The organism is Stenotrophomonas genospecies 5, from assembly GCF_054473825.1.
Map to the genome: position 1 here is coordinate 3,030,605 of NZ_JBTMUW010000001.1, position 25,223 is coordinate 3,055,827.

Annotated in this window: 24 protein-coding genes and 1 pseudogene; 4 read left to right on the forward strand and 21 right to left on the reverse strand. The window is 62.9% G+C overall.

The genetic code is table 11. The features are described 5' to 3' along the window. Positions 1–12 precede the first annotated feature (12 nt). Together istA and istB are read left to right on the forward strand one after the other, a co-directional pair. Entirely contained in the window at positions 13–1,512 is a 1,500-nt protein-coding gene (gene istA / locus ACX9OW_RS13935; protein ID WP_003097546.1) for an IS21-like element ISPa36 family transposase, read from the forward strand. Next, positions 1,499–2,290, forward strand: a complete 792-nt coding sequence (istB, locus tag ACX9OW_RS13940) for an IS21-like element ISPa36 family helper ATPase IstB (protein WP_003097544.1) — start codon at positions 1,499–1,501, stop codon at positions 2,288–2,290. The genes istA and istB overlap by 14 nt, the downstream gene beginning before the upstream one ends. 34 nt (positions 2,291–2,324) lie before the next feature. Here istB and ACX9OW_RS13945 read toward each other — a convergent pair whose 3' ends face one another. The 3 genes and pseudogenes from ACX9OW_RS13945 to ACX9OW_RS13955 form a co-directional block, all read right to left on the reverse strand. After that, a complete protein-coding gene (locus ACX9OW_RS13945) occupies positions 2,325–2,561 on the reverse strand; it encodes a hypothetical protein (protein WP_143048167.1) in 237 nt (78 codons plus the stop codon). Positions 2,562–2,648: 87 nt separating this feature from the next. Then, positions 2,649–2,780: pseudogene (locus ACX9OW_RS13950) on the reverse strand (IS3 family transposase); the annotation flags it as partial. 174 nt (positions 2,781–2,954) lie between these two features. Further along, entirely contained in the window at positions 2,955–3,233 is a 279-nt protein-coding gene (locus ACX9OW_RS13955; protein WP_071227721.1) for a helix-turn-helix domain-containing protein, read from the reverse strand. Positions 3,234–4,733: 1,500 nt separating this feature from the next. Between ACX9OW_RS13955 and ACX9OW_RS13960 the strand changes: the two genes are divergently transcribed. Next, the gene (locus tag ACX9OW_RS13960) at positions 4,734–5,297 is read left to right on the forward strand and encodes a cyclin-dependent kinase inhibitor 3 family protein (protein ID WP_049441974.1); all 564 of its coding nucleotides are present in this window, start codon (positions 4,734–4,736) and stop codon (positions 5,295–5,297) included. Positions 5,298–5,565: 268 nt separating this feature from the next. On the opposite strand, the gene ACX9OW_RS13965 is transcribed toward ACX9OW_RS13960, so the two are convergent. Next, the gene (locus ACX9OW_RS13965; RefSeq protein WP_071227704.1) at positions 5,566–6,180 is read right to left on the reverse strand and encodes a hypothetical protein; all 615 of its coding nucleotides are present in this window, start codon (positions 6,178–6,180) and stop codon (positions 5,566–5,568) included. 62 nt (positions 6,181–6,242) lie between these two features. On the opposite strand from ACX9OW_RS13965, the gene ACX9OW_RS13970 reads away from it, so the two are divergent. Continuing rightward, positions 6,243–6,518, forward strand: coding sequence for a hypothetical protein (locus tag ACX9OW_RS13970; protein WP_046984184.1), 276 nt, complete (start codon positions 6,243–6,245; stop codon positions 6,516–6,518). A gap of 139 nt (positions 6,519–6,657) precedes the next feature. Here ACX9OW_RS13970 and ACX9OW_RS13975 read toward each other — a convergent pair whose 3' ends face one another. The 17 genes from ACX9OW_RS13975 to ACX9OW_RS14055 form a co-directional block, all read right to left on the reverse strand. After that, complete coding sequence (locus ACX9OW_RS13975; RefSeq protein WP_046984183.1) at positions 6,658–6,903, reverse strand: hypothetical protein; 246 nt, start codon at positions 6,901–6,903, stop codon at positions 6,658–6,660. A gap of 41 nt (positions 6,904–6,944) precedes the next feature. Continuing rightward, entirely contained in the window at positions 6,945–7,586 is a 642-nt protein-coding gene (locus ACX9OW_RS13980) for a hypothetical protein (RefSeq protein WP_046984182.1), read from the reverse strand. Between the two features lie 19 nt (positions 7,587–7,605). Further along, the gene (locus tag ACX9OW_RS13985) at positions 7,606–8,277 is read right to left on the reverse strand and encodes a HupE/UreJ family protein (protein ID WP_197652578.1); all 672 of its coding nucleotides are present in this window, start codon (positions 8,275–8,277) and stop codon (positions 7,606–7,608) included. Positions 8,278–8,333: 56 nt separating this feature from the next. After that, positions 8,334–11,471 (reverse strand): efflux RND transporter permease subunit, encoded by a 3,138-nt coding sequence (locus ACX9OW_RS13990; protein WP_071227706.1) that lies wholly within the window; start codon positions 11,469–11,471, stop codon positions 8,334–8,336. A gap of 10 nt (positions 11,472–11,481) precedes the next feature. Continuing rightward, a complete protein-coding gene (locus ACX9OW_RS13995; protein WP_046984179.1) occupies positions 11,482–12,714 on the reverse strand; it encodes an efflux RND transporter periplasmic adaptor subunit in 1,233 nt (410 codons plus the stop codon). After that, positions 12,711–13,961: a TolC family protein gene (locus tag ACX9OW_RS14000; protein ID WP_176422360.1), complete on the reverse strand. Its 1,251-nt coding sequence runs from the start codon at positions 13,959–13,961 to the stop codon at positions 12,711–12,713. The genes ACX9OW_RS13995 and ACX9OW_RS14000 overlap by 4 nt, the downstream gene beginning before the upstream one ends. A gap of 87 nt (positions 13,962–14,048) precedes the next feature. Further along, positions 14,049–14,414, reverse strand: a complete 366-nt coding sequence (locus tag ACX9OW_RS14005) for a hypothetical protein (protein ID WP_046984178.1) — start codon at positions 14,412–14,414, stop codon at positions 14,049–14,051. A gap of 103 nt (positions 14,415–14,517) precedes the next feature. After that, positions 14,518–15,168: a transmembrane anchor protein gene (locus ACX9OW_RS14010; protein ID WP_071227707.1), complete on the reverse strand. Its 651-nt coding sequence runs from the start codon at positions 15,166–15,168 to the stop codon at positions 14,518–14,520. A 23-nt stretch (positions 15,169–15,191) separates the two neighbouring features. Continuing rightward, on the reverse strand, positions 15,192–15,815 hold the full coding sequence (locus tag ACX9OW_RS14015) for a HupE/UreJ family protein (RefSeq protein WP_197593503.1): 624 nt from the start codon (positions 15,813–15,815) through the stop codon (positions 15,192–15,194). Positions 15,816–16,176: 361 nt separating this feature from the next. Then, positions 16,177–16,527 carry a hypothetical protein gene (locus tag ACX9OW_RS14020; protein WP_049444365.1) on the reverse strand — a complete coding sequence of 117 codons (351 nt, stop codon included), beginning with the start codon at positions 16,525–16,527 and terminating at the stop codon, positions 16,177–16,179. 123 nt (positions 16,528–16,650) lie between these two features. Continuing rightward, entirely contained in the window at positions 16,651–18,021 is a 1,371-nt protein-coding gene (locus tag ACX9OW_RS14025; RefSeq protein WP_427916529.1) for an MFS transporter, read from the reverse strand. Between the two features lie 61 nt (positions 18,022–18,082). Next, a complete protein-coding gene (locus ACX9OW_RS14030; protein WP_071227708.1) occupies positions 18,083–21,328 on the reverse strand; it encodes a CusA/CzcA family heavy metal efflux RND transporter in 3,246 nt (1,081 codons plus the stop codon). Continuing rightward, positions 21,328–22,473, reverse strand: coding sequence for an efflux RND transporter periplasmic adaptor subunit (locus ACX9OW_RS14035; protein WP_279703664.1), 1,146 nt, complete (start codon positions 22,471–22,473; stop codon positions 21,328–21,330). The genes ACX9OW_RS14030 and ACX9OW_RS14035 overlap by 1 nt, the downstream gene beginning before the upstream one ends. Before the next feature lie 21 nt (positions 22,474–22,494). Then, the gene (locus tag ACX9OW_RS14040) at positions 22,495–23,718 is read right to left on the reverse strand and encodes a TolC family protein (RefSeq protein ID WP_065428117.1); all 1,224 of its coding nucleotides are present in this window, start codon (positions 23,716–23,718) and stop codon (positions 22,495–22,497) included. Positions 23,719–23,810: 92 nt separating this feature from the next. Further along, on the reverse strand, positions 23,811–24,368 hold the full coding sequence (locus tag ACX9OW_RS14045; protein WP_143048169.1) for an RNA polymerase sigma factor: 558 nt from the start codon (positions 24,366–24,368) through the stop codon (positions 23,811–23,813). Positions 24,369–24,383: 15 nt separating this feature from the next. Continuing rightward, the gene (locus tag ACX9OW_RS14050) at positions 24,384–24,830 is read right to left on the reverse strand and encodes a periplasmic heavy metal sensor (protein WP_046984169.1); all 447 of its coding nucleotides are present in this window, start codon (positions 24,828–24,830) and stop codon (positions 24,384–24,386) included. Continuing rightward, a complete protein-coding gene (locus ACX9OW_RS14055; protein ID WP_046984168.1) occupies positions 24,830–25,114 on the reverse strand; it encodes a CnrY/NccY family anti-sigma factor in 285 nt (94 codons plus the stop codon). Before ACX9OW_RS14055 ends, ACX9OW_RS14050 begins: the two co-directional genes overlap by 1 nt. Positions 25,115–25,223 lie beyond the last annotated feature (109 nt).

Below are 25,223 nucleotides of genomic sequence, written 5' to 3' on the forward strand. Positions count from 1 at the left end.
GGAGTGATCACCATGGTCATGTTGGCCAAGATCCGGCGGATGCATTTCCGCGATGGCCTGCCGCTGCGCGAGATCGCCAAGCGCACGGGCCTATCCCGCAATACCATCCGGCGATGGCTGCGCAGCGGCCAGTCCGAGCCGGTCTATCCCAGGCGAGCCTCGCCCTCCCGGCTCGATCCCTACCGGTCCCAGTTGGAGACGTGGCTGCGTGCCGACAGCCATCGTCCCCGGCGGGAACAACGCACCGCCAAGGTGCTGTTCTCGCAGTTGCAGGCGATCGGCTATCCGGGCACCTACACCCGGGTGACGGCCTTCATCCGCCAGTGGAAGGCGGCCGGCGGCGCCAGCCGCCGCCCGGCCTTCGTGCCGTTGCACTTTCCTCCGGGTGAAGCCTTCCAGTTCGACTGGAGCCGCGAGTACGCCTTCGTCGGCAGCCACGCCAAGATGCCGCTGGATCTCGCCCACGTGAAGCTGGCCTGCAGCCGCGCCTTCTGGTTGGTGGCCTATCCCACCCAGAGCCACGAGATGCTGTTCGATGCTCATACCCAGGCGTTTACCGCCTTCGGTGGCGTGCCGCGCCGCGGCATCTACGACAACATGAAGACGGCGGTGGACGGGATCGGCCAGCACCGGGAACGGCGGGTCAACGCCCGCTTCCACGCCATGACCAGCCACTACCTGTTCGCCGCGGAGTTCTGCAACCGCGCCGCGGGTTGGGAGAAGGGGCGGGTCGAGAAGAACGTGCAGGACCGGCGCCGACAGATCTGGATCGAGGCCGGGGCCCGCCACTGGCCAGATCTGGACACCCTCAATGCCTGGCTCGCCAGCGAGTGCCGCGCCGCTTGGCCGATGCAGGCGCATCCGGATGCCTCCGACATCACCGTGGCCGAAGCTCTGGAGGACGAACAGCCCCACCTGATGCCGATGCCCGCGCCCTTCGACGGCTACATCGAGCGGCCGGTGCGGGTCAGTTCGACCGCGCTGGTCAGCTTCCAGCGCAACCGCTACAGCGTGCCGTGCGAACACGCCCACGCCGTCGCCAGCCTGCGCGTGTATCCCTTCGAACTGGCCGTGGTGGTCGGCGAGGCCGAGGTCGCCCGCCACCGGCGCAGCTTCGAGCGTGATCGGGTCCACTACGACTGGCAGCACTACATCGCCCTGGTCCAGCGCAAGCCGGGGGCACTGCGTGACGGCGCGCCGTTCCTGTCCATGCCCGATCCGCTGCGCAAGCTGCAGCAGGTGTTGCTGCGCCAGCCTCACGGCGACCGCGCCATGGCCCAGGTGCTGGCCGCCGTACCCGTGCACGGGCTCGAAGCGGTACTGGTGGCGGTGGAACTGGCACTCGAGTCCGGCCTGGTGCGCGCCGACCACGTGCTCAACGTGCTGGGGCGATTGCAGCATCCGGACCGCACGATCGAGACGGTCGCCTCGCGAGTGACGCTGCGTCATCCGCCGGTGTCCGATCCGGCCCGCTACGACGCCCTGCGGGAGGCAGATCATGTCGACGCCTGACCTGCCGCTGCGCATGCAGCAGCTCAAGCTGCACGGCATGGCCAGCCAGTGGCCCGAACTGCTGGCCAAGATGCGCCTGCACACCATGGAGCCCGAACACTGGATGGCCGAACTGCTGCAGGCCGAGTCCGCCGAACGGCAGGTTCGTGCCCAGGCCAACCAGATGAAGGCCGCACGTTTCCCCGTCCATCGTGACCTGCTCGGGTTCGACTTCGCGGCCAGTCCCGTTGATCGCGCACTGGTCGAACGACTCCACCAGGGTGACTTCATCCACACCCCCGAGAACGTCGTCCTTGTCGGTGGACCGGGCACCGGCAAGACCCACCTGGCCACCGCCATCGGCATCCAGGCCGTGCGCCAGCATCGCCTGCGCGTGCGCTTCTTCTCCACCATCGAACTGGTCAATGCGCTGGAGAAGGAACAGGCCCAGGGCAAGGCCGGGCAGATCGCCCTGCGCCTGACCTATGCCGACCTGGTCATCCTCGATGAACTGGGCTACCTGCCGTTCACCCCCTCAGGCGGCGCGCTGCTGTTCCACCTGATCAGCAAGCTCTACGAGCGCACCAGCCTCGCCATCACCACCAACTTGGCCTTCTCCGAATGGGGTCAGGTGTTCGGCGACGCCAAGATGACCACCGCGCTGCTGGATCGCATCACCCACCACTGCCACATCCTGGAGACCGGCAACGACTCCTGGCGGCTGCGCAACAGCACCGCCGCCAACAAGACCAAAGCCAGAATCAGGGCAAAGGAGGCCACCACCCAGACCACCAACTGATACCCTCAGCCCCGTACACCGGGTGGGTCAAAGTTCAACGCGCAGCCTGGGTCAGTTTTAAGTGCGCGCCAACAGGCTTGGCATCCTTGGCAAGGGCTTCATAGGCACGTTCCAAGGAAAGGACGGCCTGCTCCAGCATCTGCTTGCTCTCCTGGTCCCGCCGGGTTCCTCGGATTGAACTGGCAGTGATAACCGCTGTAATCGCAGAGCCGATGGCTGAAACTCCGGCAAATACTACCGTTCCAATCGTAATGGCTTCTGTGAAATTCATGAGGGCCGCCCGCGTCAATGTTGGTTCCGCATTCTATCAACGGCCCTGAACGGCTGGACGGAGGACTTGCGTCATCTAACTCCTAGGTTGCAGGCCTTTTGCTGCCATCAGGCGCGCAACCCGGCTCAGGCAGGCACTTTCGCCCCCCTCAACCAGGTTTTCGCGCATGCGACCAGCCCTCAATGTGCCGCGGCTGTCTTCGTGCAGTTCGCACAGTCTGGGCGTAACCGCGCAAGTACTCCATGAGGCAACTCAAACCAGAACAGTCATTGATCAGACAAGGCCGAACGTTGGCAGCAGCTCAACCAAAGAAGGTTCTCCGCTTCACAGGTGGCACCCCCAGAAAGAGCCCACATGAATCATCTGGCTTGACGCGATCGCCACCGTCGCTCGCTAGTGCCGGCCCTTAATCTGGCTGCCGCGCACGCTCTGTAGCATCTTCATGACCTGATCAGATACCTCAGCCGGAGAGAACCCCAAGGCAGCAGCGATGAGGCAGAACTCCAATACGTCCAAGCGTCGGGCCCCAGACTCAACGGAAGAGACTCGCTGCTGAGGCCACCCCAGATGAGCGGCTAGCCGGGTTTGACTGATACCCAACGACTCACGTCGCTCGCGGAGCAGACCGACCAACCGAAGGTACGCACTTTGGTAGATCGTCTTGGTAGCCATCAGGTCCGCCTGGAGGAGCGGAACGAAATCTATGGCCGAGCCGGGCACTACATGAAAATTGTGTAGACGACTTTCCGGTGGCTTGCTAGCATCAGAGCCGGTTGAACTGCCGGGGATCGAGTGATCTATGGTCGTGACCAACAGACCCTCATCCCTCCGTGGCCAGACCTCGATGCGCTGCTAGTATCGCTTGGGCCGTTCTACGCGTGCGCGTGGTGTGCGCTCGAGCGCTCCACTTCGATTTCCGCACCTGTGGCCGCTGACACAGCAGTTGCGCAGCACTTGCTGCTGTTCCTTCAGACAGCGGGGGTCCTAGCTGAGACGAGCTCGTCAAATGGCTCTACAAGGCGATCTCTTTACGACCCTATTAGCTGGAGCTATCGGGAGAGCAGTCAGCTGCCTGACGACCTGAGTAGTTCACTAACCCATGCACTTAGAGCATGGCGCCCCTCGCTTGGAGCACAGGACCGACAGTGGCTCTGGCGTCAGCTTTCCGACCGCGAAGCTGCTGCCTATCTCGTGTCATTGCTACGCAAGCATCGGATCCGTACTCAACACGCCGAGGAGATCCTATGTGTACAGGAAAGAGAATGGCGTGAGCTGAGTTTGGGACGCAAGCGATACGTGCTTTGGTCGTCAGTCCGGGGAGCTGCGAGTGAGTTCTTAAGCACCGGCGGCGACGAATCCGCAGCATTGACCGTGCTGAGCCGCGAGATACGCAGTCGAGCAGATTGGCTATCTCGCAAGCAAGCATCAGGAACGCTAAGCAAGTCTGACTACTGCTTTCTGCCGGACCCTGCATGGCGGCGACCGCTGATGGTCGATGTCGCGCTGGAGTGCCTACTGCCTATTGGCGACGACTACTGGCTCGCCCCTCCTATTCTGGCTCGGCAGCAAGAGGGGCCAGGACTCAGATCGCGTCTCTTACGACGCACTCAAACGTAGATAGGCTCCTATCGCATGCGCCCCAGTATCCTCGCCCTCGATCTTGAGGGAACCCTGATCTCCAATGCGGTCAGCCAAATTCCTCGACCAGGACTTCGGGATTTCCTAGATTATGCTAGAACCACCTTTGATGAGGTTGTGCTTTTCACAACGGTATCTCGGCATATGTCGCTAAGAATCGCCTTACTTCTGGCTGAGGAAGGCCATGTGCCTGGCTGGTTCACAGGGGTCCGCTACGTCGAATGGACTGGGCCTACCAAGGACCTTCGATTCGTGTCTCCACTACTTGGCCAAGCTCTGCTGCTTGACGACCACCGCCCCTACATCCACCGGGGTCAACACAAGTTCTGGGTTGAGGCCCCGCTATTCGCATCACCGTACCTTGCTGATGACAGTGGGTTGCAGGCCGCCCAGCGACGCATCGGGGAGAGAGTGTCGCTGCTTTCTAGCTCGCCTGACTAAGCATCAATCGAAGCCATCGCGCCAGAGCCGCAGACGAAGCCACGTCTAGGTTCTCTGCATGACAGAGCGCGCCATTCAATCGCCGGAGTCAGCGTGACCAGAACCAGTCTTTCCCACCCCCTTCAGATTGCGACTCTCCCGGTTGGCCATTGCGGTGGGGCCATCGGGGTGACGTTCGCGCCTGGCAAGCATCAAGTCACAGCTATGACCGGATCGTGGTCGCGAGACTTGGATATGGACCTTCAAGCTATAAGTTCATGGGGCGCAAGTCATCTCATCAGTCTAATTGAGCCTTGGGAGTTCGAGGATCTTCAGATCGCCGCTCTGCCAGAGCGTGCAGCAGACCATGGTCTACGGTGGTACGGACTGCCGATCGTGGATGGCGCCGCGCCCGACTACGGGTTCCTCCAGCGATGGAAGGAGTTGGAGACGTCCATCTGCAACGCGCTACTTAACGGCAAACGGGTTGTCGTCCATTGCAAGGGCGGACTTGGCAGAGCAGGCACTGTCGCCTGCATGCTTCTCCTCAGCACCAAGACTTCCCTGAGCAGCGAGGATGCGATCAGGCGCGTGAGAATGGTACGCCTTGGTGCCGTTGAGACATTGGAGCAAGAGGAGTTCCTGCACAACTGGGCATCTGCCTCACATCACCTCTAGGGAAGCACTGATCAGCTTCCTGTCCTTCTGATAAGACCAACCCCAACGTGTCGCTGCTGAGGATCGTCGCGTTAGGAGAGGGCGCGGCAGCAGCCGGCGCAAGTCAGTATCGGGCGACTGACCAATGCCCGGCTTCGGTCAGAAGACGATAGCCCCCTCCCCCGATAGATCTTTCTTATCCACGACTAGCCTTGAGCCTACTGGTCCCGCGGAGAAGAGAAATAAGGGGCGGACGGATTCTGGCGTTAGCCGGATTGCCGCCAACGACCTAGATCTCTCCAAGATCCTTGAGCACGGCCTGTCCCTTCTGCAAGAACCCAGCCAGCAACCGGCCTCCCGCCACTCGCCGGCCAAGTTGCTCATTGAGGTAGCTGGCCTGCAGGCGTGCGTGGGCCAGCAGATCCTTCTGGGCCATGCTAGGAATCACGGCCCGGAGCGGTTCGCCTGGTGAGGCCAGCTGCCCCCGGATCGGCTGGACCACGCAAGGGTGCTGGCTGCCGCTCTTGGCATATGCCGTGGCCATCATCCGGTCGCTCTTCGACGACCAGCCACCAAACACCAACTCGGTCCCGAGCTGCTCGATCGGTAATCCTGCCTCGGCTGCCGCCTTCTCGTAGTTCGGCCACAGCTGGTCCACCACCAACCCCAGCTCGACAGATAACTGTTCCATTGTGAAATCTGCGCGGTAGCTAGCCTGCAGCGCCAGCTCATAAATGCGAAGGAAGAACTGCGTAGAACCTCGCGTAGCAAACATCAGGTTGTGCTGAGGGATCAGCAGCAGCTTTGCCCCGGCGGAATGTGCCCCTGTGAGAGCATCCTCTGCCAAGGTATCCACGGCGACGACAAGGTGATCACGAGTGAGCAGAAGGTTGAGGATGCTCATGGCGGACTCGTCCAGATGTTCGCAAACTATCGCCTTCCCACCCCTTGCCTGTCCAGACTGCCATGACCTCCGAGATCACAGAAATCCTTGAGCGCCTCCACGCTTGCGAGGCCGCACTTGAGATGCACCGCGGCTACCTCAAAGCAATGGAGTATGGGTTGCGGGTTTCGTTTCTAACACACCAAGACCCGGTGATTCTGCTCGACACGTGGACCAGACTGCTCCCCTCGATCGCCCATAGCCACGAGAGGGAGGGCAGCCAGCAATTCGCCGCCGCATTCCAGCAGTCCCTGACAGTTCTCACTGAGCAGATCGGCACCGAGTGCAAGAGACCCTAAGCAGCCAAGGCGTACGGCTCAACGAGGCGGGCAATGTCCGATCTCGGCCAGAAACGGACGTCCCAGCACACGGTGCCTGCACTGCGACTTCTGCATCAATGTGGCCCGACACTTACAGCCGGGCCACATTGCCCACCGCTTACTTCTTCTTAGCGCCCGAAGCCGCCTCGGCGTCGCAACGCTCCTTCAATGCCTTGGTCTGAGAGTCATTCAGATCAACCTTGTACTTCGATCGATCAGCCAGCTGCTCGCACGTCTTTGGCTTAGCTTGTGGCGCGGCGGCCGGCACCGGATCGGCATGCAAGGCAGGATCGTGGGCAGATGCGCCTGAGGACCATGTCAGGCCGGCAACGAGGCATACAGCGAACGTATAACGCAGTTTCATGGATTGACTCCTGGGTTGGTTCCGGCGGAATGCCGGGGGTGTTACGGCTGATACAGGTCGGCCTGATAGCCATTCAGTTCGATTGTGATGATCACCGGCGAGGTACCTCGGTTCTGCCAATACCAGCCATGTGTTCCATCGAAGGGAGCGATGAAAGTCCCCTCTGCTTTCGATTGGGCGCCCTCTACGGCGTAGCTGGTCCAGGCTCCCTTCACGTCAGGTCTCTCGCCATGCATGTCCACGGCAACCGGAGCGCTGGATGTCCAGCGGAACAGCATTCCTGCACCCGTGGTCATGTGGGACTTCAGCTCCATGCCTTTGCCTGGCTCGATTTCGATGGTCATGGTGTCCTGACGCAGCGCGCCAGAACCAAAACCTACAGCCGCTGGATCAAGGGATTGCCCCTTGTTCTCTCCGAAGGCGACCTTGGCCTTCTCGGACAAGGCCGCAATGGCTTCCGGGCGCCCATTTGAGGTTTGAGGAACGGCTTCAGATGCGGAGGAATCGCCGCTCGCGGCCAGCGCATCCAAACCGAGGGCACGACCCACGCCAGTCGGGTCAATGCCGTACTCGGCGGGCAGTACGGTAGTGATCAGAATCACACCAGCGACCGCCACGGCGAGCGCGGTCGATTTGAGCAGTCGGCGAGTGCTGGGAAGTTGCTGATTGATGGAAATGGACATTGAAAGCCTCGATCAAAGGTCAGGAAACGAAGTAGCCCGTCAGTTGCATGCCCATCAGCACGAAGCCGGCACACATCAGGACGGTATTGATGCTGTAGGCCTGCCGATGGAAGGACGGCAGGCGACGCCAGAAGCCCATCAGAATCAGGATGCCGGCCAAGGCCAGCAGCTGGCCCAGCTCCACGCCGACGTTGAACGCCAGCATGTTCGGGACAAGACCATCAGCCGACAGGGTGAAATCCTGCAACTTCGTTGCCAATCCGAAGCCATGGAAGAAGCCGAAGATCAGCACGGCTGCTTTGGTGTTGGGCTGCACGCCGAACCAGCGCTTGAACGCCCCCATGTTGTCCAGTGCCTTGTAGACCACTGACAGTCCGATGATGGCGTCCACCAAGTAGGCATTCACGTGGAAGCCACCCAACACGCCCAGCAGCAGCGTCGTGCTGTGACCAATGGCGAACAAGGTCACGTAGATGCTGACATCACGCATCCGGTACAGGAAGAAGATCACCCCGAACAGAAACAGCAGGTGGTCGTACCCTGTGACCATGTGCTTGGCACCCAGGTAGGTAAATGCAATCAGCTGGGTGCCCGTGCTGTCCTCCAGGAAGGCTTGGTCACCCTCACTGACACCGTGGGCGAACGCAGCCCAGGGAATCAACAGCGCGGCCAGCAGGAGGAGCCACGACAACGGTCTGTTCAACGGAATCAAGCGTAGGTTCCTCAACGTTGGAAAAAGGGAAAGCGTCATTCGGCTTCATCCTTGGACGTATCGCCCTCGCGATGGATGAGGCGGTAAAGCGCAGGAAGCACCAGCAGCGTCAGAAGCGTGGACGAGACGATGCCGCCGATGACCACCGTGGCGAGAGGACGCTGTACTTCAGCGCCGGCACCGACGTTCAGTGCCATGGGCAGGAAGCCCAGGCTGGCGACCAGGGCAGTCATCAGCACAGGTCGCAAGCGTCCCGCTGCCCCCTCGCTGACAGCGCGGTGGAGAGGCACACCCTGTTCCCGCAGGCTTTTGATGAAGCTGATCATCACCAGGCCGTTCAGTACCGCCACGCCCGAAAGCGCGATGAACCCGACACCGGCCGAGATGGACAGCGGAATGTCACGCAGCCACAGAGCCGCCACACCGCCGGTAAGGGCGAGCGGCACGCCGCTGAAAACGATGGCGGCATCACGTCCCGAACCAAACGCCATGAACAGCAGGCCGAAGATCATCACCAGCACTACGGGCACCACCACCATCAGCCGCTCGCTGGCCGAGATGAGCTGCTGGAACGTGCCGCCATACTCCACCCAGTAACCTTCAGGCAGCTGGACTTCATCTCCGACGGCGGCGCGCAGCTCCTCGACGAACGAGCCGAGATCGCGTCCGCGGACGTTGCTGGTGATAACCACACGCCGCTTGCCGTTCTCGCGGCTGATCTGATTCGGGCCTGGAGCCACCTCAACCTTGGCCAGCTGCCCCAGCGGAACGAAACCGCGATCAGCATCGGCCTCTGTCGAACCTGACACCGTTACAGGCAGTGATTCCAGCGTGCGCGTGTCCTGACGCAGGTTCTCGGGCAGCCGCACGACGATGTCGAAACGACGATCACCTTCGAATACTTGGCCAACGGACTCCCCACCCAATGCGACCGATACGGTCTTCTGCACATCGTCGATTGCCACGCCATAGCGCGCCAACGCGTCCAGGTCAGGCGTAATGGTCATCAACGGAAGGCCCGAGACCTGCTCCAGCTTCACGTCCGCTGCGCCGGTGATCCGGTTGGCAACGTCCTCGATCTGGCTGCCGATCTGTGCGAGTTGATCCAGATCGTCGCCATAGAGCTTGATCGCCACTTCCGCGCGCACGCCGGCGATCAGCTCATTCATGCGCATCTGCACCGGCTGAGTGAACTCGTAGTTGTTGCCGGGGATGGCTCTGACGGTCTTCTCCAGCTCGGCAATCAGCTGGGCCTTTGGTTTGCGCGGGTCCGGCCACTGGTCCCGATCCTTGAGCATGATGAAGGTGTCGGCGACCGACGGAGGCATCGGGTCGGTCGCCACCTCGGCAGTACCGATCTTGGCCACCACCTCGTCGACTTCAGGGAACTGCTTGATGGCAGCTTCCAGCTGGCGTTGCATGCCGATGGCTTGGGTAAGGCTGGTTCCGGGGATGCGCAGCGCGTGCAGGGCGATATCGCCTTCATCCAGGTTGGGGATGAACTCTGTACCCATGCGACTGGCACCGATGCCGGCCACCACGGTAAGTGCAACCGCTGCGCCGACCACCCACCTACGGGCACTGACCGCCCGCTCCAGCAGAGGGCCATACAGGCGGGTTACGCCACGCATGACCTTGGTTTCCTTCTCGGACACCTTGCCGGTGACGAACTGCGCCACGGCAGCCGGCACGAACGTCAGCGACAACGCCATGGCACCGGTGAGGGCGATTACCACGGTCAAGGCCATGGGATGGAACATCTTTCCTTCCACACCCGACAACGCGAAGATCGGGATGTACACCGCCGCGATGATGAACAGACCGAACAGGCTGGGCTTGATGACCTCGGCGCTTGCCGAAGCGGCCAGGGAGAATCGCTCCTCGCGCGTTAACAGGCGTCCCAGCGCATGCTGGCGTTCACCGAAGCGGCGCAGGCAGTTCTCCACGATGATGACCGCGCCGTCCACGATCAGGCCAAAGTCGAGCGCACCGAGGCTCATCAGGTTGGCCGATACCCGGTTCTGAACCATTCCGGAGATCGTTAGCAGCATGGTCAACGGGATGACCGCAGCGGTGATGAGCGCGGCGCGCAGATTGCCCAGCAGCAGGAACAGCACCGCGATGACCAGCAGCGCGCCCTCCAGGAGGTTCTTCTTCACCGTTTCAATGGTGCGATCCACCAGCTCGGTTCGGTCATACACCGGGTGCGCACGAACGCCCTCGGGCAGCGTGCCGTCGATCTCCTTCAGCTTGGCAGCGGTGCGCTGGGCGACGGCCCGGCTGTTCTCGCCGATCAGCATGAAGGCCGTGCCAAGCACAACTTCCTTTCCATCCTTGGTGGCGGCGCCGGTCCGCAGCTCGGTGCCTTCGTGGACATCAGCAAGATCGCCTACCCGCAGCGGCAGCCCCTCTCGATTAGCCACCACGATCTTGCGCAGGCCGTCCATGTCGGCAACCTGCCCAGGCACGCGTACCAGGTATTGCTCGCCGCTCTTCTCGATGTAGCCCGCACCGACGTTCGCATTGCTGCGGGCAACGGCCTCCATGACGTCCTGCAGGGTCAGGCCATAGGCCTGCAGCTTGCGGGGGTCTGGCGTGATATGGAACTGGCGGACGTAACCGCCCACGGTGTTGACCTCGGTCACGCCCTTCAGGTGCCGCATCTGCGGGCGTACCACCCAGTCCTGCAGGGTACGCAGTGCCATTGGCGTCCAGGTTTTCTCAGCTCCTGGTTCGGCCTCCACGGTGTACATGAAGATTTCGCCCAGGCCCGTGGCAACCGGTCCCAGTGTTGGCTTCAGGCCATTGGGCAACTGGGAGGCCGCCTGCTGCAGACGCTCAGCAACCTGCTGGCGGGCGAAGTAGATATCTGTCCCATCCTCGAATACCACGGTCACCTGCGAAAGGCCGTAGCGCGAGATTGAGCGTGTGTACTCCAGACGTGCCAACCCGGCCAGTGCGGTTTCAACCGGGAAGGTCACGCGCTGCTCGGCTTCCAGTGGCGAATAGCCAGGGGCTTCGGTGTTGATCTGTACCTGTACATTGGTAATGTCAGGCACGGCGTCGATGGGAAGCTTGCTGTAGTTCCAGATGCCCAGGCCGGACAGCGCCAGCACGAGCAGCAGCACAAGCCATCGATGCGCGATGGACGCGCGAATGATTCGCTCTAGCATGGGATGCCCCTCAGTGATCGTGGCTCGCGCCAGACTTTTCGATGTCCGCGCGAATCAGGTAGCTTTGCTCGCTGACATAACGGGTACCGGGCTTGAGGCCACCGAGTACCTCGACCAGCTGCCCATCGCGCTTGCCGAGCTCAAGCATGCGCACCTCATACGTGTCGCCCACCTGTGCGAAGACCACGGTGAAGTCACGGAAGCGCTGCAGCCCGGATTCCTTGACTGCCAACGGGACCTGGGTTTCGGACAACACGACCTCGGCCGACACGGCCATACCCGGGCGCCACCGGCCGTCTTCATTGGGGATGCTGACCCGTGCGACTACGCTTTGGCCGGCACTGGCCAAGGGGAGCAGGCTCTGCACCCGTCCTTGGGTTTCATGGGCGCCAGTGGCTGAGCGAAGCGTCACCACCTGGCCTGCAGCAAGCCGCTCGGCGTCGGTGCCCAGTGCCCGCAGGTCTACCCATACCTCGGAGAGGTCGGCGATCTCGAACAACGTGTTGTCTGCCGCCACGTCCCCAACGCTGGTATTACGCGCCAACACAATTCCGCCAAACGGCGCGATGACGGCATAGCTGCGCATGCTGTCGTTGCCTTCCACCGTGGCCAGAGTCTGGCCCGCACTGACTCGCTGGCCCATCTCGACTGCAACGCTGCGCACCACGCCGGGAAAGCGTGCTTTCACTGCGGCTTGCCGCGCCGTGTTGACCGTCACGTTGCCCATCAAGGTCACTGTGTCGCGGATGCTGGCACTGCCTGCTGCTTCCACCACGATGCCCGCGTCCTTAGCTGCTTGTGGTTCGATTCGCGTACGGCCTTCATAGGAGGGGTAGTTCCAGCGATGGGACTTGCCTGCTGCGGTGGCTTCGGCCACCACATCGAACGAGTGCGGCTCAGTGACCTCCCCACTGCCGACGAGGTAGCCGTTCTCCGGCTTGAAGCTGAAGGTATTGACCTCGCCGTCCAGACGCTTGAGCTGCATGCTCGCCTGCACTTCGGAAGGCGGAATCGGTTTGTCGTTGCGATACGCGTAAAGACGGAAGTGTGGCGGCGTGTTGGTTTCGTAAACGGTGATCTCGAGGGCAAAATCGCCGTCACGCAGCATGCGCCCTCGATTCGGCCCTCGTTCGTAGTCGGCGGATGCGGCAGCTGTCTCGGTAGAGGCTTCGGTCGCGGCTTTGTCACCGCCGCAGGCGGAAAGGACCAAGGGGAACATGATCAGGAATGCGTAGCGGTTCATGGGCGGATGTCCAGAGCGGAGGCGGTGAGGCGATCTGCCTCGACCAGCAGTCGGAGATAGCGGGCGGCGGCTTCAACTTCGCGCTCGCGAAGGTCGAACAGGGTCTTCTGCGCCTGGCCCAGCGCCAGATAGGAGAATCGGCCCTCCTCGAAGCCGCGCCGGCTCTGCTTCAGTGCTGCCTCGGCCTTGGGCAGCTGGCGTTCGCGTACCGACTCGACCTCCAGCTGCGCTTGCCGCAATTGCTGGTAGATATCGAAAAGTTCCTGTTGCAGTTCAACGGCCTGCGCTTGGCGCCGGGCACTGAGGGCAGACAGCTCGTGGTCGACTTCAGAAACGGAATACGCTGATCGCTTGCGGCTGCCCAATGGGACAGAAACCGACATCACCAATCCGCTGTCTTTGGTGGCTTCCAGCCGGCGAATGCCCAGGCCCACGCTGACATCTGGCCGGGCGGCGGCAAGCGCCACGTTACGGCGCGCGGTCAGCACGCCTGCCTGGGACTCAAGAAGCTGTTGCTGAGGTGTCGAAGGCAGCTTCGCGGCCATCGCCTGGAACTGCTCAAGGGGGGGCAGCACCGAGGTATCACCAGCGACGGCGCCAAAGTCGACCGTCAACGCACCCCATGAAGCTGCGAGCGCATGGCGTGTCGACTCCAGACGCTCCAGCGCCTGATCGCGCTTGAGTTCGGCGTCGGCAACTGCGATTTCTGCCGCTCGCAGGTCGGAATCAGGATTGCGCGCCGCCGAGACCCAACGCCCGACCTCTCGCTGCAGGGCGCGCGCCATCGCGATGCGCTCCTGCGCGTGTTCCACATGCTCCTGCGCGGCCAGCACATCGATGAACCGTCCTGCGGCTCGGGTGGCGATGGTTACGCGAGTCACGTCCCCTGCCCGTTGGGCCGCGTCGATCTCCGCGCCGCCCAATGCCTGTCGCGCAGCGCGCTTGCCGCCGAGTTCCAGCAGGCGGGATACGCGGAACGTTGCCTCAGCGGCATCCATCCCTGAAACGCTGCCGCTGCCAGCAACGTTCTCCAGTTCCCCGCCCAGAATGATTGGCGCCGGCAGGCCCTCCCGGGCTGCACGGCTGCGGGTTGCCTCCAGCTGGGCGGCATCAGCTGCGGCGCTCGGATGACTGCCCAGGGCGCGGGCGACCGCTTCCTCCAGGCGCAGAACTTCGGCGGCATGGCCAGGCACGGCCATACCGCAGGCGCCGGCAATGGCCAGCGCCCACACACTACGGAATTTCACGGAAGCCTCCGGAAAGATGTTAGAACAACGCGCTGCCGCCCGCTAAGGCAGGCAGCAGAACAGGCCGCGCGGACGCGGCAGGCGTTGTCAGACGATCGGAGGCCGGAAGGGCGAGGCGGGATAACCCAAAGGCACGCGCAGCAGCCGCAATGCGGGCACGTCGGCGCTCAGTGCGAGAGCGACTACCTGGTGGTGGCCATTGAACAGGCTCCCTGCGAAGCTTGCGTCTGCCTGGTGCAGCACGCTGTGCGCACCAGAGGCGTGGTCGTCGTCGAGGTTGTCACTGGCTCCGGCCGGATGGGAATGCCCATGGTCGAACGCAGCGGCGATGTCGTGCTCCAGACCATGCAGTTCGCTCAGCTGGATCACCATCGGCCGCGCCACAACACTCAGCAGCATCAGCGCGAAAAGGCTGATGCGGGCGAGCACACGGTGGCGGGCGGAAAGACGCATGGGATCTAGGGTAAATGTGGCACGTGGCCTTGTCGAGATGGTAGGACGAATGTTTGCAGAGGAGCGTACCCGGCTGCCCCGGGCACGCCCTCCTGGCCTGGTCTTACATTTTCTTCAGCTGTTCATACTGCCCGCCCGTACGCAGCAGCAGGGTGACCGGTTCCTCGCCGCGATTGCGCCAGAACCAGCCGTGGTTGCCCGTAAAGGCGGCCAGAAGTACGCCCTGGTCGGACGCCTCACCTCGCCCCTTCTCATAGCTGATGGCACGACCACCGCCGTCACCATGGGTGTCGAAGTTCACCACCCCGCCCTGGACCGACCAGGTGTAGGTCGCACGCTCGCCTTCCTTCATGGAAAGCTTGATTTCGGTACCCTGACCGGGCGCCAGCACGACTTCGGCTTCGTCACGCCACTCCGTAGCTGCGGGCGCTGAGGCCGAAGCAGCGGCCGGCTTGGAAGTGACTTCGACTGTCTGGCGATCCCGCGTGGAGACCTGGGTGAGCACGGCGAGGCCCTCCTCGGCCCGGGCATCCATGGCCGCATCCGCTGCGGCTTCTTCGGACAGTTGCTGCTTGATCTGTCCCATCTCGGTCAGACCCAGCATTCGGCCTATACCCAACGGATCCACGGCGTGTTCCGCAGGCAGCACGACACCGATGAGAAGCACGACGGCGATGCCGGCGGCGATGAGGGTAGTGCGCGCCAGCTGACGGCTGCTGGGGAGGTCACTTTCGAGGGGCTTGCTGTTGTACATGATGGTAGGGATCTCTCAAGGATTCAGGAAATGGCGTAGCCGGTCAGCTGCATGCCGATCAGGACGAAACCTGCGCAGAGCATTGCCGCGTTGGCGAAGTAGGCGTGCTTGAAGAAGCTGGCGGTGCGGCGCCAGTAGCCCATCACAATCAGGATGGCGCCCAGGGCAAGCATCTGCCCCATTTCCACCCCGACGTTGAAGGCGAGCAGGTTCGGCAGAAGACCATCGGGGGAGATGTCGTATTCGATGATCTTGGTGGACAGGCCAAAGCCATGGAACAGTCCGAACACCAGTGTCGCGACCTTGGTATTGGGCTGGAAGCCGAACCAACGCTGGTAGGCACCGAGGTTATCCAGCGCCTTGTAGACCACTGACAAGCCGATGATCGCATCGATCAGATAGCTGTTGATGCCCACATTGAAGAGCACACCCAGCAGCATAGTCGTGGAATGACCGATGGCAAACAGGGTGACGTACAGCGCGACATGCTTCATCCGGTAAAGGAAGAAGATCACGCCCAGCAGGAACAGAATGTGGTCATACCCGGTGGCCATGTGCTTGGCGCCCAGGTAAGCGAAGGCGATCAGATTTACCCCTGATATCTCTTGGATGTAACCCTTGTCGCCCTCGGCGATGGCATGCGCCAGAGCACCATCGGCAGTGAAAACAAGCAACAGCATGGTTATCGCTGCGAGCAGCGTGCGCGGCCAATGCGACGGCATGGCCATGGGATGGGTACGGGTGGATAGCCCGGAATGTGGTCTGGGGATCATGATGGAGTTCTTGAGTGACATGACATGCCACGGTCCTCCGCGCCGCGCCCCGCCACAGGCGCACGGCAACGCCATGCAGATGTGTGCCAGGGCACGCATGCACGTCGTTACCGCGCGGTGGCGCAGGAGTCAGCCGGATCGTGGCCGGAATACAGAGGGGAACCGCGATGCGTCTAGCCGCAAGCCAGCCGCATGCCCGCAGAAAGCAGGCAGCGCGGCAGACATGCGCCCGGCATCAGGCCGCGACGATGGGAGGCCTGAACAACGATGAGCAGTGATGGGCAATGAACGCTGCCTGGCGATGCCAAGGGTGCGCACCACGGCCGATGGCTGGATCGTGGAGTGCTACGTCCAGCAGGATGCCAAGTGACCCGCCCAGATCGGACTGGTGCAGCACGCCATGGCCGCCCGACGCGTGCAGAGGATCCCGATCTGCAGCATCACGATCGCCCGCGTGCGGATGTCCATGTTCGGCTGCGGTCTGCACCATGTGCTGCAGACCATGCAGCTCGCCAAGATGATTCAGCACCGGGCGCAGGAACATGCTTGCCACCAGCATCAGAAAGATGCTGGTGAGCAGTCGCACATTCGATATCCGGCGCAGTGATGTCATGCTCAAAGACTAGTGTGTTGCTGGATCAAAGTCGACACGAAAAAGGGGGGTTGTTCAGCGTGCGCGCGCTACTGGGCATCTCTGGTGACTCGTCGTTCAACCGGGCCAACGGGTATGGTTGTCATCGATGACAAAACGGTGCGAGTGGCCTTGTTCCGTATGCGCGTGTTCCTGCATGTGCGGGTGGTCCGCAGGGAGATCATCATGTCGGTGGGTGATTGCGTCAGGATCATTCGCAGGCCAGGTACGCCAGGCGAATAGAAGCCCCGCGCAGGCCACCACCGCGAGCGCCAGAACCGCCACCGGCATGCCCAGGCGTGCCCCCACGGTACCGGCCAGTGGGTAGGCAATCAGCCAGCAGACGTGGGAAAGCGAGAACTGCGCGGCGAACAGGAAAGGAAGGTCAGTGGACTCTGCCGAGCGCCGTAGCAGCCGGCCGCCTGGTGTCACCAAGCCGGCGTAGCTCATGCCCAGCAATGCCCAGCCGGACAGCACCAGGGGCCAGCCGATCGCGGAGGGCGTCAGCCACCACGTAACCCCCAAGGCGGTAAGCACCGCAAGCATCATGCTGGCTGCAGAGAGCATCACGCGACGGTCCGGTACGCGGTCCAGTACCTTGGGAAGAACCAACGCCATCAGCATCGAGCCGCCGCCGAACGCAGCCAGGGCCCAGGCGACCTGGGCTTCAGCACCGCCCAGCACGTTGCGCACGACCACCACCGTATTGACGAATACCATCGCACCACCCGCGGCAGCGCACAGGTTCAGCGCCAGCAGGCCTTTCAGTCGAGGCGTCTTCAGATAGATACGCATGCCACGGATGGCCCGTGCATAGGGGCCTTCCTTGCGCGGCGAGGCTGCAACGAAGGGGAATGCCGTGACCACGACCAGCAGCGCTGAGCAGACGAAGCCCACCGACGTACCGGCGAAAAGGCCATGGAAGCTGATCAGTGTCAGCAGGGCCGCCGCCAGCGCAGGGCTGAGCAGGCTTTCCAGGTCATACGCCAGCCGCGACAAGGACAATGCACGGGTGTAGTCGCGCTCTTCCTTGAGGATTTCCGGAATGGTCGATTGGAACAGCGGCGTGAAGCAGGCTGATGCCGACTGCAGAAGAGCGATGAGCAGGTACACCTGCCAGATCTGATTCACGAAAGGCAGGCACAGTGCCGCGGCCGCGCGCACCAGATCAAGCCCGATCAGGACCGGCTTACGCAGATTGGCTGGCACGACCGCGCCGGACATAGGCGCGAGCAGGACGTAGACCACCATCTTGATGGCCAGTGCCGTGCCGAGCACCTGGCCGGCCTGCGCGCCAGCCAGGTCATAGGCGAGCAGCGAAAGCGCCACGGTCGCCAAGCCAGTACCGACCAACGCAATCACCTGGGCAGCGAACAGATTCCTGAAGGTCGGAAAACGGAGAACCTCGATCATGGCTGTCCTCGGAGGAATGGAGTGCAGAAATGCCAATACCCTGCGGATCGTAGAACGATCCGCAGGGCCGGGCGTGAAACTGTGGAAGGGAACGTACTCAATCGGTTTCCGGCGCCGGCAGTGGGTCCTCGATGCCCGCTGCCTTCCTGCGCGCAGTCCTGCGCAGCACCAGCCCACACAGTGCCGGCAGGACGAACAGGGTCAGCACGGTGGCCGTGATGAGGCCGCCGATGACCACGGTTGCCAACGGCTTCTGCACTTCAGCACCCGTGCCGGTTGCGATCGCCATGGGCACAAACCCCAGTGAAGCAACCAAGGCCGTCATCAACACGGGCCGGACGCGCTCCATTGCACCCTGCTCCACCGCCTCGTCCGGCTCCATGCCGTCATGCAGACGCTTCTTGATGGCGGAGATCAACACCAGTCCGTTCAGCACCGCCACACCCGAAACAGCAATGAACCCCACTGCTGCCGAGATCGAGAACGGAATGCCACGCAAGGCCAGCGCGAAGAAGCCACCGGCCAGCGCCAGCGGTACGGCCGTCAGCACAGTGCCGGTCAACAGCCCGTTGCCGATGGCCATATACAGCACCGCGGCAATCAGGATGAAGCACAGCGGCACGATGATGGCCAAACGCTGGGTAGCTGCCTGCAGGTTCTGGAACTGCCCGCCCCACTCGATCCACGAGCCGGTCGGCAGTTGCACCTGCTGTGCGATCGCTACCTTGGCATCGTCCACGAAGCTGCCCAGATCACGCCCCACTACGTTGGCCTCTACATAGATCCGGCGCTTGCCGTTGTCACGACTCACCTCGTTCAGACCCTGCGTGAAGCGGAAGCTGACCAGCTCACGCAGCGGCACCGAAGGGCTGCCTTCCTGATTCCCCGGCGGCAGCATGACCGGCACCGCACCCAGGACGTCCAGATCACTTCGGTCGACGCGGGGCAGCCGAACCACCACATCGAAGCGGCGATCGCCCTCAAAGATCTGGCCCGCCTGGCGTCCGGCCAACGCGGCCGACACCGTATCAGCCACATCCTTCACGGTCAGGCCATAGCGGGCGATCGCTGCGCGATCAAACGCCATGTCGAAGGTCGGGAAGCCACCGGTCTGGGCCACACGCACATCCGATGCCCCGGGAATCTTCTTCAGCACAGCAGCAATTTTGTCTGCGCTGGTGGCCAAGGCCGTCAGGTCTTCGCCGTAGATCTTCACCGCCACGTCGCTGCGCACACCACCGATCAGCTCGTTGAAGCGCATCTCGATCGGCTGCGTGGCGTCGTAGTTGTTGCCCACCAGGAACGCGGTCTTCTCGCGGATGCGCTCGATGACCTGCTCTTTGGTCTTCACACCATCAGGCCACTGGTCCTTCGGTTTCAGGATGACGTAGTTGTCCGATGCGTTTGGCGGCATGGGGTCTGCGGCAAGGCTCGCCGTACCCGCCTTGGAGTAGACGGTCTGCACCTCGGGAAGCGTCAGCACAGCCCTTTCCAAGGGAAGATCGATGGCCACCGACTGTTCGATGGAGGTGGAGGGAATACGAACGGAGGACAGGTTCAGGTTCTGCTCGTCCAGTGTCGGCATGAACTCACGTCCGACGAAGGAGAACGCCACCGCGCCGGCCAGCAATACGCCCAATCCGCCGGCAAGATATGGCATCGGTTGCCGGATCGCATTGCGCAGCAACGGCTGGTAACGGCTCTTCGTGGCCGCCACTACACGCACTTCCTTCTCGGAGATGTGGCCCTTCAACATGACCGCGACCATCGCCGGAACGAATGTCAGCGAGAGGACAAAGGCCGATGCAAGCGCCAGCATCAGGGTGATCACCATCGGCGAGAACATCTTGCCTTCCACGCCCTGGAACGTCAGGCACGGAACAAAGACGAGGAAGATGACCGCCTGTCCGTAGATCGTCGGGCGGACCATCTCCTTGGAGGACGCGATGGTCTCGTGCAGGCGCTCGCTCAGAGTGAGGATTCTACCTTCGGCATGCTGACGCTCGGCCAATCGTCGCAGTGAGTTTTCGACAATGATCACAGCACCGTCGATGATCAGTCCAAAATCCAGCGCTCCCAGGCTCATCAGGTTGCCGGAGATGCCCAGCTTGTTCATGCCGATGGCGGTGATGAGCAGGGACAACGGAATTACCAGTGCAGCAATCACTGCCGCACGCCAGTTACCCAGCAACGCGAACAGGATGACCACCACCAGCAGCGCGCCCTCCGTCAGGTTCTTGGCGACGGTCTTGATGGTCGCCACCACCAACTGCGAGCGATCCAGCGTCGGGACGATGCTCACGCCCGGCGGCATGGTCTTGCTGATCTCCTTGAGCTTGTCGCCGACGGCGGCGGCCACGGTGCGGCTGTTGGCGCCCACCAGCATCAGCGCGCTGCCCACTACCGTCTCGTAGCCGTTGCGACTGGCGGCACCTCGCCGCAGCTCGCCGTCGATCACCACCCGCGCAACATCACCCACCGTGACCGGAACACCGTTGCGGTTACCCACCACGGCCCGCGCGATCTCATCCACCGAACGGATACGGGCATCAGCTCGCACCAGATAGGATTCGCCAGAGCGCTGGATGTAGTCCGCACCCACCGAAAGATTTGCATCCTGCAGCGCGTTCGCCAGGTCGGTGTAGGAGAACCCATACTCAGCAAGCTTGGCTGCATTGGGCTCGACCACATACTCCTTCACATAGCCGCCCAGGCTGTCGACGTCAGCCACGCCCGGCGTCGTGCGCAGCTGCGGGCGCACGATCCAGTCCTGTACCGTGCGCAGGTACGCTAGGCGCGCCATGTCATCGGCCAGGCGATCGCCCTGATCGGTCAGGAACGAGCCATCGCTCTGCCATCCGGGCTTGCCATCGTTGCGTGGCGCGTCCTTGCCATCGGGGTGTGTGAACTCGACGCTGTAGTGGAATACCTCGCCCAGGCCAGTGGAAACCGGCCCCATCAGCGGCTCGGCGCCTTCGGGAAGCTGCGGCCGGGCCTGGGTCAAGCGCTCGGTGACCTGCTGGCGCATGAAGTACAGATCGGCACTTTCATCGAAGATGACCGTCACCTGGCTGAAACCGTTGCGCGAGAACGAACGCGTGTTGGCAACGCCGCGCAGGCCCGCCATCGCGGTCTCGATGGGATAGGTCACCCGCTTTTCCACTTCCACCGGGCTGAGCGTGGGGATGACGGTGTTGATCTGCACCTGCTTGTTGGTGATGTCCGGGGTGACATCGATCGGCAGCATGTTCAACTGCCAGGCACCGATGACCGAGATCACCAGCGTGATGAACAACACCAGCCAGCGGTGCCGCACGGCACCTGTAAGCACCTGTTCGATCATCACTCGTCTCCGCCGGACTTGTTCATTTCCGCCTTCACCAGGAAGGCGTTGCGGGTTGCTACGCGGGTTCCTGCGGAAACACCGGAGAGGATCTGCGCCATTCCACCACTACGCACGCCTACGAACACGGGCTGGGCGTTGAACCCCTTCTCCGTGCGCACGAACAGCACGTCTTTGCCATCGATGTTCTGCACGGCTTCTTCGGGAACGGACATGCCACCGGACTGCCCGGCTGACGCCACAAGGCGCACCTGCACGCCGTCACCGACGACAAGTCCGGCGCCAGCGTTTTCCGGCGTAATCACCACGGTTGCAGCTCGAGTCAATCCTCCCACCGCCGTCGCTACAGAACGGACCTTGCCTGATACCACGGTGCCGTCAGAGCGCACGATGGTGGCAGGATCACCGGAGCGGATCCGGCTGGTATCACCCGCGCGCACCGATGCCTGCACCTCCACGCCGTTCGAGCCGGTGACGCGATAGAGGGTGGCCTGTGGTTCAACGAATACACCCAGTGTGGCCTGGGAACTGCTGATGGTCCCGGCGATGGGGCTGACCACCGAAACGCTGCCGCCGCCATCGACGTTGGCGGTGCGAGCCACCAGCGCAGCCCGTTGCGCTTCGGCCTGTGCCGACAGGTAGGCAGCTTGGCTGGCTTCGGCCTCCTGCCGGGCAAGCACCCCCTGCGCCAACAGCGACTGGTCCCGGCTGGCGTTCTTCTGCGCCAGGGAAAGACCGGCATTGGCCACGCGCAGATCTGCTGCAATGCGTGCGCCATCAGGGCTGGCGACCCGTGCAAGGACATCGCCCTTGGCGACCTTGTCGCCCACCTGGCGAAGCACCTCGGTCACGTTGCCTGCGGCCCTGGATACAACCACGGCTTCGCCACCCGGAATGGCAACGACGGAGCCTGCTGCGCCAATGTTGGCTGCCACGTCGGCAGAGGTGACAGCCTCCACGGCAATACCGGCTGCTCCAAGATATGCATCGGGAATGGCAACGGCCTGCACGCCGCCGGTATCTTCAGCGGCAGTGGGCGCAGCGTCTGCCGGGGCAGGCGCGCTGGAGGACTGCGAAAGGCGGGCGATGCCGAAGCCTGCGCCAAGCGCCAGCGCGGCGACGCCGAGCATGCCCAGAGTATTCACGGAAGGGGTGTTTCGCTTCATTCAACGGTCTCCGAAGACGATCTGGCCATTGGCCATTGCAAGTGATGCGTAGGCACGGACCCGGGCAAGGCGCGCATCGACCACGGTCAGCCGCGCTTCTGTCAACGTGCGGCGGCTGAGCAGCAGTTCCACCAGGGGCGTGCGGCCGGCCTCGTACCCCAGACGGCCCATGCGGTAGGCCTCGGCCGCGGCTTTTTCACCCTCGGCAGCTGCCTCGAGGCCGCGTCGTGCCGCAGCCACCTGGGACAACGCGGTAGCGCGATCTGCCTGGCTCTGCAGGCGCGCAGCGTCCAATCGCGCCCTGGCCGCGTCGGTACGGGCACGGGCGGCGCTGATGCCGCCACTGTTGCGGTCGAACAGCGGCACGGACAGCGAAAGGCCCACGACCAGCGCGTCCCCACCTGCTGCAAAGCTGCGACGCCCTGCAGACACGCTCAGGTCCGGCGCACGCTTGAGCCTTTCGATACGCAGTTGGGCTTCGGTAGCGTCCACGTCCGCCTTGGCTGTCAGCACCGCCGTGGCATCGCCTGCGGTTGCGCCCACCGTTGGCCAGTCGCGCTCTAGAAGGGACTGGCCCACACCTGAGTACGTCTCGGTCTGGCCGGCCAGCACCGACAACTGCTCAAGAGCAGCCGTCGTCTCGGCATCGCGACTGGCAGCAGCCGATTGCGCCGCGCTCAGGCCGGCCTGGGCTTGGGCGGAACGAAGGCTGGCCTCTTTGCCAGCTTCCACCAGAGCCTTGGCCGCACGCAGGTCGCCCTCGGCGCGCTCCACATCCTCCTGCGCGATTGCCCGGCGAATCAGGCTGGCCTCGGCAGCGGCGTAGGCCACCGCCAGCGCTGCCGAGAACTCAACCTGCGCTTGGTGTTGCCGAGCTTCGGCCGCCTGCAGGCCCTTCTCGCCCGCCTGGATACGCGCGCTCCGCTGGCCGAAGATCTCCAGCGGCTGGGTTAGGGTGTAGGTCGTCTGGCGCTGGCTGCTGCCATTGCTTAAGGGTGCGTTGAGATTCTCGACAAGGCCGTCGATAGTGGGGTTGCGCAATGCTCTGGCCTGCCGGGCATCGCCGGCGGCCGCTGCGGTGTCGAAGCGCTTTTCCTGCAGGTAAGGCGATTGCGCCCTGCTCTGTTCCAGTAGATCTTCGTAGGTGGGCGCGTCGGCGGCCCACGCCACCGATGTGCCGAACAGCGCCAGCAGTGTCGACAAGGCAAGCAATGAGTACTTCATCCAGGGGTCCAGTGCAGTGATGCCGCATCAGCGGTCGTCTCATGCACTACGCGGCCTGTGTGCCGCTCCCCTCACATCTGGGAGATTTTTTTCTAACGACCCAACGCCGAGGCCAGTTTTGCCCGGGCGCGAAGTACGCGGCCTTCGATCGTTTTCAGGCTGATTCCCAGCGCAGCGGCCGCTTCAACCTGGGACAGACCGACGAATGCCGTCAGCACCAGTGCCTCGCGTAAGGCGGGATCGATGCTGTCGAGCACGCGCATCACGCTGGCGAGTTCAAGGCTGGAACTGGCGCTCTGTTCCGGGCCGGCCTGGTCCGATACCAGCGTCCGGCTCTCTTCATCGTCGATGGGCCGGGCCTTGAATAGGAAGTAACGCACGCGGCGGAAACGCTGGGTATCGCGAACCTTGTTGATTCCGATACGCATCAACCACGGAAGCACCGGGCGAGCGGGGTCATACTCAGCCAACGCGCGCCACGCCGACACGAACGTTTCCTGCACGACGTCGTCCACGTCGGTTTCCGGAACGCCCATGCCTCGCACCATCTGTGTGATGGCCGGCGAGTGCCTGCGCACCAGGCGCGCGAATGCCGCTGGGTCACCCGCAGCAGCTTCGACGGCCCAGTTGTTGTCTTCCTCGATCGTCACGCTCAGGCCATGCTTTCAAGGGGAATCGTTGCGCAGTGCGTCCAGCAGCGCCTTGTCGTAGGCAGCGCGGTGATCGGGCTTCAGCCCTGCACGCATCTCGAAGACGTGCTCCAGCGTGATACGCTGCAGATCACCCGCCGCACGCTCGACCTCCCTGCTTGCCGCCTCTACCTGCGGACTCCAGCGAGGATCGGCCGCAATGGCATCGGCAAGTTGACGGTTGGCGATTCGCAAGCGCGCCTCGATCTCGCCCCTGCGCGTCGCAAAGAGCTGCTCTTTGGCCTGCAGGATGTCCTTCTCCGAATTGTCCAGGGGCACCACGGCGTGCAGCCGTTCATGCAGGTCGCTGTGGCCAGGGTTGAGGTAGTGCCAGCCCCAGCCGATCCCCAGGGCGCAAACCACGCCGATGACCGCGCCGGCCAAGGTCGCCAAAGGCAGGCGCATGGCGGTTCCGATAGCCATCAGCGTTCCACCAGCAGGGCGTAGGGGGACATGGCAGACGGCGCCGCGACCCAGGTGGGCCGCGGGTTGGACTGGGTGACGAGGAATGCAGAGCCCACCCCGCCACAGGTCAGCACCGCAGACAACGCAGCACAGGTCACAGCGCGGCGGAGCTCGCGGCGTCCCGCCCACTTGGCAGGTGGCGGCTCCTGGGCCAGGCGGGCCAGCAGCGCATCGGTTCCCGCGCTGGCATCTGCGCGCGTTGCGTTTGCGGCTTTTGCAAGCCAGTCATCAAGGTTGTTCATCTGCAGATCTCCTCGTCCACATACTTCATACGGCTGCCAGGGCGGCTTCCCCTCGAACACTAGCAGTTGATGAACGTGGTTTCTGAATAGGCCTTCCGGGAGCTCTGCC

Coding starts and splice junctions, on each gene's coding strand:
- ACX9OW_RS13990 (WP_071227706.1), bottom strand. CDS start 11,471: ATGCTAGAGCGAATCATTCGCGCGTCCATCGCGCATCGATGGCTTGTG.
- ACX9OW_RS14005 (WP_046984178.1), bottom strand. CDS start 14,414: ATGCGTCTTTCCGCCCGCCACCGTGTGCTCGCCCGCATCAGCCTTTTC.
- istB (WP_003097544.1), top strand. CDS start 1,499: ATGTCGACGCCTGACCTGCCGCTGCGCATGCAGCAGCTCAAGCTGCAC.
- ACX9OW_RS14030 (WP_071227708.1), bottom strand. CDS start 21,328: ATGATCGAACAGGTGCTTACAGGTGCCGTGCGGCACCGCTGGCTGGTG.
- ACX9OW_RS13955 (WP_071227721.1), bottom strand. CDS start 3,233: ATGGCTACCAAGACGATCTACCAAAGTGCGTACCTTCGGTTGGTCGGT.
- ACX9OW_RS14050 (WP_046984169.1), bottom strand. CDS start 24,830: ATGGCTATCGGAACCGCCATGCGCCTGCCTTTGGCGACCTTGGCCGGC.
- ACX9OW_RS13965 (WP_071227704.1), bottom strand. CDS start 6,180: ATGAGCATCCTCAACCTTCTGCTCACTCGTGATCACCTTGTCGTCGCC.
- ACX9OW_RS13975 (WP_046984183.1), bottom strand. CDS start 6,903: ATGAAACTGCGTTATACGTTCGCTGTATGCCTCGTTGCCGGCCTGACA.
- ACX9OW_RS13945 (WP_143048167.1), bottom strand. CDS start 2,561: ATGAATTTCACAGAAGCCATTACGATTGGAACGGTAGTATTTGCCGGA.
- ACX9OW_RS14040 (WP_065428117.1), bottom strand. CDS start 23,718: ATGAAGTACTCATTGCTTGCCTTGTCGACACTGCTGGCGCTGTTCGGC.
- ACX9OW_RS14055 (WP_046984168.1), bottom strand. CDS start 25,114: ATGAACAACCTTGATGACTGGCTTGCAAAAGCCGCAAACGCAACGCGC.
- ACX9OW_RS13980 (WP_046984182.1), bottom strand. CDS start 7,586: ATGTCCATTTCCATCAATCAGCAACTTCCCAGCACTCGCCGACTGCTC.
- istA (WP_003097546.1), top strand. CDS start 13: ATGGTCATGTTGGCCAAGATCCGGCGGATGCATTTCCGCGATGGCCTG.
- ACX9OW_RS14010 (WP_071227707.1), bottom strand. CDS start 15,168: ATGTACAACAGCAAGCCCCTCGAAAGTGACCTCCCCAGCAGCCGTCAG.
- ACX9OW_RS13970 (WP_046984184.1), top strand. CDS start 6,243: ATGACCTCCGAGATCACAGAAATCCTTGAGCGCCTCCACGCTTGCGAG.
- ACX9OW_RS13995 (WP_046984179.1), bottom strand. CDS start 12,714: ATGAACCGCTACGCATTCCTGATCATGTTCCCCTTGGTCCTTTCCGCC.